The sequence below is a fragment of the Variovorax sp. P1_H12_2 genome (assembly GCF_056405335.1).
The window spans coordinates 1-4,633 of record NZ_JBFUCI010000469.1; the positions used below are offsets into that span (position 1 = coordinate 1).

Sequence of the window (4,633 nt, forward strand, 5' to 3'; positions counted from 1 at the left end):
GTGTAGGGGAGTCGCCAAGCTGGTTAAGGCACTGGATTTTGATTCCAGCATGCAAAGGTTCGAATCCTTTCTCCCCTGCCAAATTCATTCACGAGAATTTTGGCGGCTCTCCCGAAAGAGCCACTTCGCATTGCCGGGACGCACTCATGCAGGCTCAACACCCTGATTTCATGGTTTTCACCGGCAACGCCAATCCGGGCCTTGCCGCCGAGATCTCGCACAMCCTGGGCACCTCGCTGGGGGCCGCCCGGGTCGGCCGCTTCTCCGACGGGGAAGTCACGGTCGAGATCAATCAGAACGTGCGTGCCCGCGACGTGTTCGTGGTGCAGTCGACCTGTGCGCCGACCAACGAGAACCTGATGGAACTGCTCATCATGGTCGACGCGCTCAAGCGCGCATCGGCCGAGCGCATCAGTGCCGTGATCCCGTACTTCGGCTATGCGCGCCAGGACCGCCGTCCGCGTTCGAGCCGGGTGCCGATCTCGGCCAAGGTGGTGGCCAACCTGCTCGAGACCGTGGGCGTGGCCCGCGTGCTGACCATGGACCTGCACGCCGACCAGATCCAGGGTTTCTTCGACATCCYGGTCGACAACATCTATGCCTCGCCGGTACTGCTGGGCGACCTGCGGCAGAAGAACTACGAAGACCTGATCGTGGTCTCGCCCGACGTCGGCGGCGTGGTTCGCGCCCGGGCGCTGGCCAAGCAGCTGAATTGCGACCTCGCGATCATCGACAAGCGCCGTCCGCGCGCCAACGTGAGCGAGGTCATGCATGTGATCGGCGAGATCGACGGCCGCAACTGCGTGATCATGGACGACATGATCGACACCGCCGGCACGCTCGTGAAGGCCGCCGAGGTGCTGAAGGAACGCGGTGCCAAGAAGGTGTATGCGTATTGCACGCACCCGATCTTCTCGGGTCCCGCCATCGAGCGCATCGCCCAGGGCTCGGCGCTCGACGAAGTGGTCGTGACGAACACCATCCCGCTGTCCGACGCTGCGTTGGGCTGCACCAAGATCCGCCAACTGTCCGTGGCGCCGCTGATCGCCGAGACGATCCAGCGCATCGCCAAGGGCGAGTCGGTGATGAGTTTGTTCTCGGACCAGGAAAATCTCTTTTGAGATTTGGACAAAGCCTCTTCTGAGGTTTTGACGAGCCTGTTCCGAGAAAGAAGCCGGGCTTCCCGCAGCGGAAGCCCTTTTTGAAACCGGAGTCGCACTGGTCGCGGTCGACTTCCACAGGAGTTAACTATGAAATTCGTCGCTTTTGAGCGCGCCAAGCAGGGCACGGGTGCGAGCCGCCGTCTCCGCATCACGGGCAAGACGCCCGGCATCGTCTACGGTGGCGAAAGCAAGCCCCAGATGATCGAAATCGATCACAACGCGCTGTGGCATGCCCTCAAGAAGGAAGCCTTCCACGCCTCGATCCTCGAGATGGAACTCGCCGGCACCACCACCAAGGTGCTGCTGCGCGACGTGCAATACCACCCGTTCCGCCAGCTGGTGCAGCACATCGACTTCCAGCGCGTCGATGCCCGCACCCGCATGACGGTCAAGGTGCCGCTTCACTTCAAGGGTGAGGAAGAGTCGACCGCCGTCAAGCTCGACCACAACCTCGTGAACCACGTGATGAACGAACTCGAAGTCAGCTGCCTGCCGGCCGACCTGCCCGAGTTCATCGAAGTCGACCTCTCCAGCCTGACCAAGAACGCCACTGTCCACGTCAACGACATCAAGCTGCCCAAGGGCGTGAAGTTCGTGAGCCACGGCAAGATCAACCCGGTGGTGGTTTCCGCCGTGCCGCCGCTGGTCGCTGAAGAGCCCGCAGCCGGCACCGAAGGTGCCGAAGGCGCCGCAGCCGCACCCGCCGCCAAGGCCGACGCCAAGGCGCCCGCGAAGAAGAAGTAATTCTTCCCGCGATCGCGCTTCGACGGCCCGCCCAGTGCGGGCCGTTTTCGTTTCCCGGGCGCAAGTCACAATCCGTTTTTATGATCAAGCTGTTTGTCGGCCTCGGTAACCCCGGCCCTGAATACGAAGCCACGCGCCACAACGCCGGCTTCTGGTGGATCGATGCGCTCGCCCGCGACCTCAAGCTCACGCTGTCCCCCGAGCGCAGCTACCACGGGCTGGTGGCGCGCACGCAGGTCGGCGGCAAGCCGCTCTGGCTGCTCGAGCCGCAGACCTTCATGAATCTCTCGGGCAAATCGACGGCGGCGCTGGCGCGCTTCTTCAAGATCGAGCCGAACGAGATCCTGGTCGCCCACGACGAGCTCGATGTGGTCCCGGGACAGGCCAAGCTGAAGTTCGGCGGCAGCCACGCCGGCCACAACGGCCTGCGCGACATCCACGCCCAACTCGGCACCGGCGACTATTGGCGGCTGCGCCTCGGCATCGGCCACCCGGGCGTGAAGTCCGAGGTCGTGAACTGGGTGCTGAAGAAGCCGCTGAAGGAACAACGCGAGGCCATCGAGGACGCGATCGTGCGCACGCTGCACGCCTTCCCGGCGCTGGTGGCCGGCGAAATGGACAAGGCGACCCTGCTCATTCACACGAGCAAGCCGCCGCGCCCCAAACCACCGCGGCGCGAGCCCGGCGACGGGGGTGCACCCGCCGCGGGCTAGCGGAAGCGAGAGAGAGAAGAAGGAAAGGGAGACAAGAACAATGAGACTGTCACATGCACGGATCGCGACCCGGGGCAGCTTGCTGCTGGCGGGCGCCTGCCTCCAATGGGGCGCCATCGCGGCGGAGGGCGGAACCTCCGTCTGGCGCTGCGGCAACACCTACACGGACCAGCCCTGCAAGGCGGGCCAGGCCCTCGAACTCGACGACGCACGCAGCGCGGTGCAGAAACACGACGCCGACCGGGCGACGCGCGAAGCCCGCGCCGAGGCGATGCGCATGGAGCGGGACCGGCTGCGCCTGGAAGCGACGCAAGGGCCCGGGCAAGCCGCCCTGATCGACAACGCGCCACGCCCGCGGGACGCCGCGTCGAATCCCAGGGAAAGCGCGATGAAAAAAGGCAAGGCCAGGAAAGACCCGCAGTACGTGGGCGTCCAGAAGCCGCCGGTACCGGGCAAGAAGAAGCGCTCCAACTCAAGCGCCGCGAACGACGCGGACAGCTAGGGTGCCGAGGCGGCAGCCGGGCCCGCCTGCGCCGCCGCGGCCTTGGCCGCCTTCGCTGCGGCGAGACGCTCGAACTTCTGCCACAGGGTCTCGCGCGTCTCGACGTGCTCCGGATGCGTCGGGATGCAGGCAACCGGGCACACCTGCACGCACTGCGGTTCGTCGAAGTGGCCCACGCATTCGGTGCACTTGTGCGGGTCGATCTCGTAGATCTCCACGCCCATGTAGATCGCGTCGTTGGGGCACTCCGGCTCGCAGACATCGCAATTGATGCATTCGTCGGTGATCATCAGGGCCATTCAACGATTATCGATCGACTCGGGCATGGACGTTGCGTGTCGGGTTATGCTGCGCCCCGCCCTATGAGTCTGTTTCTTTTCAAGCGTTTCCTGACCTTGATCGCCACCCTGATCGGTGCTTCGGTCATCGTCTTCCTGGTCCTCGAGATCCTGCCCGGCAACGCCGCGCAGATGCTCATGGGCCCGGACGCCTCGCCCGACGCGGTGGCCGCGCTGGCCGCCAAGCTCGGGCTCGACCAGCCGGCCTGGACGCGCTACTGGCACTGGATCGGCGGCCTGTTGACGGGCGAACTGGGCGACAGCTATGCCTACAGTTCGCCGGTGCTCGACCTGATCCTCGAGCGCCTCGCCCTGACCGTGCCGCTGGCCCTGCTCGCGATGGCCTTCACGACCGTGCTGGCGCTGGTGGTCGGCGTGACCGCGGCGGCCCGCCACAACAAGCTCGGCGACGTCGGGCTGATGGGGTTGACGCAGGTCGGCATCGCGATCCCCAACTTCTGGTTCGCGATCCTGCTGATCCTGGTGTTCTCGGTCCAGCTGCAATGGTTCTCGGCCGGCGGCTTCGAGGGCTGGGGCGAAGGCATCCTGCCCGGGCTCAAGGCGCTGCTGCTGCCGGCGCTGTCGCTGGCGGTGGTGCAGGCCGCGATCCTGGCGCGCATCACGCGTTCGGCGGTGCTCGAGGTGATGCGCGAGGACTTCGTGCGCACCGCGCGCGCCAAGGGCGTGTCGCAGCGCGCCGTGCTCTGGCGCCACGTGCTGCGCAATGCGCTGATCCCGGTGATCACGGTGATGGGCATGCAGTTCTCCGAGCTGCTCGCGGGCACCATCGTGGTCGAGAATGTGTTCTACCTGCCTGGCCTGGGCCGGCTGATCTTCCAGGCCATCAGCAACCGCGACCTGATCGTGGTGCGCAACTGCGTGATGCTGCTGGCCGCGATGGTCGTCATCGTCAATTTCGTGGTCGACGTGCTCTATGCCGTGATCGACCCGCGCATCAAGGCATCCGACATATGAGCGTGGGGCTGACATGAATACCGCTCCCGCCACCATACCCAGCGCGGCCGCCTTCAAGGTGCCGGGCTTCTGGCGCCGCGCGCTGCACCACCGCAGCTTCACGATCGGCGCCGTCCTGAGCCTGCTGCTGATCCTGGCCGCGGCCGTCTCGCTGGTCTGGACGCCCTGGTCGCCGTACGAGATGGACATGGCCAACAA

6 protein-coding genes, 1 tRNA gene and 1 pseudogene are annotated in these 4,633 nt (G+C 65.4%); 7 read left to right on the forward strand and 1 reads right to left on the reverse strand.

What is annotated here, in order from left to right; translation table 11 throughout:
- The first annotated feature begins 4 nt into the window (after positions 1-4).
- The 5 genes from AC1D2K_RS30250 (at position 5) to AC1D2K_RS30270 (ending at position 3,122) form a co-directional block, all read left to right on the forward strand.
- Positions 5-81 (forward strand) — tRNA-Gln (locus AC1D2K_RS30250).
- A gap of 65 nt (positions 82-146) precedes the next feature.
- A complete protein-coding gene (locus tag AC1D2K_RS30255; RefSeq protein WP_478093574.1) occupies positions 147-1,121 on the forward strand; it encodes a ribose-phosphate pyrophosphokinase in 975 nt (324 codons plus the stop codon).
- A 129-nt stretch (positions 1,122-1,250) separates the two neighbouring features.
- On the forward strand, positions 1,251-1,907 hold the full coding sequence (locus tag AC1D2K_RS30260) for a 50S ribosomal protein L25/general stress protein Ctc (RefSeq protein ID WP_478093576.1): 657 nt from the start codon (positions 1,251-1,253) through the stop codon (positions 1,905-1,907).
- Positions 1,908-1,987: 80 nt separating this feature from the next.
- On the forward strand, positions 1,988-2,620 hold the full coding sequence (gene pth, locus AC1D2K_RS30265) for an aminoacyl-tRNA hydrolase (RefSeq protein ID WP_478093578.1): 633 nt from the start codon (positions 1,988-1,990) through the stop codon (positions 2,618-2,620).
- A gap of 40 nt (positions 2,621-2,660) precedes the next feature.
- Positions 2,661-3,122: a hypothetical protein gene (locus tag AC1D2K_RS30270; RefSeq protein ID WP_478093580.1), complete on the forward strand. Its 462-nt coding sequence runs from the start codon at positions 2,661-2,663 to the stop codon at positions 3,120-3,122.
- On the opposite strand, the gene AC1D2K_RS30275 is transcribed toward AC1D2K_RS30270, so the two are convergent.
- Complete coding sequence (locus AC1D2K_RS30275; RefSeq protein ID WP_478093582.1) at positions 3,119-3,421, reverse strand: YfhL family 4Fe-4S dicluster ferredoxin; 303 nt, start codon at positions 3,419-3,421, stop codon at positions 3,119-3,121. The genes AC1D2K_RS30270 and AC1D2K_RS30275 overlap by 4 nt on opposite strands.
- Before the next feature lie 63 nt (positions 3,422-3,484).
- Between AC1D2K_RS30275 and AC1D2K_RS30280 the strand changes: the two genes are divergently transcribed.
- Together AC1D2K_RS30280 and AC1D2K_RS30285 are read left to right on the forward strand one after the other, a co-directional pair.
- Positions 3,485-4,435 carry an ABC transporter permease gene (locus AC1D2K_RS30280; RefSeq protein ID WP_478093584.1) on the forward strand — a complete coding sequence of 317 codons (951 nt, stop codon included), beginning with the start codon at positions 3,485-3,487 and terminating at the stop codon, positions 4,433-4,435.
- Between the two features lie 13 nt (positions 4,436-4,448).
- Positions 4,449-4,633, forward strand: a pseudogene (locus AC1D2K_RS30285) (ABC transporter permease); the annotation flags it as partial.

Excerpts from the sequence above, each read along its gene's own strand:
- AC1D2K_RS30260 (WP_478093576.1), top strand. The coding sequence starts at position 1,251 with ATGAAATTCGTCGCTTTTGAGCGCGCCAAGCAGGGCACGGGTGCGAGC.
- pth (WP_478093578.1), top strand. The coding sequence starts at position 1,988 with ATGATCAAGCTGTTTGTCGGCCTCGGTAACCCCGGCCCTGAATACGAA.
- AC1D2K_RS30270 (WP_478093580.1), top strand. The coding sequence starts at position 2,661 with ATGAGACTGTCACATGCACGGATCGCGACCCGGGGCAGCTTGCTGCTG.
- AC1D2K_RS30275 (WP_478093582.1), bottom strand. The coding sequence starts at position 3,421 with ATGGCCCTGATGATCACCGACGAATGCATCAATTGCGATGTCTGCGAG.
- AC1D2K_RS30280 (WP_478093584.1), top strand. The coding sequence starts at position 3,485 with ATGAGTCTGTTTCTTTTCAAGCGTTTCCTGACCTTGATCGCCACCCTG.